This is a genomic window from Bartonella sp. CL71SXKL (assembly GCF_042194935.1).
Classification (GTDB): domain Bacteria; phylum Pseudomonadota; class Alphaproteobacteria; order Rhizobiales; family Rhizobiaceae; genus Bartonella.
Map to the genome: position 1 here is coordinate 1 of NZ_JBHINI010000077.1, position 1,122 is coordinate 1,122.

Below are 1,122 nucleotides of genomic sequence, written 5' to 3' on the forward strand. Positions count from 1 at the left end.
TGAATCCCATTTTTATTTTACTTAACAGCTTGCTTTTTGATACGTTTTGTGCAATAAAGAGATGTTCTTTTATATTTCGATTGGTTATTTTAATCGTTTATTTGGATCGCTAGCTGTTTTGATAAAAAAAGCCGTGTCTTAAAGGACGCGGCTTTTTTGCTATAAAGCAGCCCGCCTATTAAACAACTTTGTGTATTTTTTCTATTATTTTAAAATGACCAAATTTAGTGATTTTAGTTTTGCCAATAAAATCTCTATAACCTCTTGTGAGTTTTTTATCACCCGCTAAAACCGCATCGTTTAAAAGATCTAACGTTCCACATGCTTGTGCATTATCACGGACCTTAGCTTTCTCTCTAATACGAGCGCGTCCGTAAACTTGTGCATTCCCATAAATCCTAGCATTGTCTTCAATTATTGCATTATCATAAACACGTGCATTGCCATAAATCTCAGGTTTATCTTCACCATGAGAAAACCCAACTTCTGCATTGCCATAAACATGAGCATTTTCATAAACATGGCTTCTAAAATCAATACAAGCATTTTCATAAATATGCGCATTGTTATAAATATGAGCAGTACCACAAACCTTGGCTTTACCATAAATCTGTGCATTGTCATAAATATGTGCATGCCCACCAATACACGCTTGTTCATAAATAACAGCATTACCGTATACAAGAGCATCCATTACAACACGTGCGCCACCGTAAACCATAGCATCATCACTAACCCAGCAACCATAACGATGATCTAAATTGCTTTCATTCTCTATAAAACCGCCTAAGGTACCTGCTTTTATACAAAAGTTATTATTATCACCAAAAAAATGTTTAAAATCTTTAATGGCTCTAATACGGTGTAATATATGTCCATTAAATTCCCTTGTCTCACTTGTTAATTCATATTTTCTAGGTACTTGCTTTTCATTCTCAGGACGTAAAGGACTATGAAGGCTTTGATCATATATCGTCCATTTAAGAGCAAAGAGATTATGATTTTCACTTTCTTCTTCTTTATTGCGTGTTATGAGATCAATAAGTTCATATGTTTTTTTCATAGTGAAATGCCTTTTAAAGAAAATTTTTGAATGAAATGGTTATAAGGAGGCGCCCCCGC

1 protein-coding gene is annotated in these 1,122 nt (G+C 34.1%); it reads right to left on the reverse strand.

Annotation, left to right across the window (positions count from 1 at the left end; all coding sequences use genetic code 11):
- Window positions 1-178: 178 nt before the first annotated feature.
- A complete protein-coding gene (locus ACFILA_RS09545) occupies window positions 179-1,063 on the reverse strand; it encodes a hypothetical protein (protein ID WP_375608869.1) in 885 nt (294 codons plus the stop codon).
- Between the last annotated feature and the right edge of the window lie 59 nt (window positions 1,064-1,122).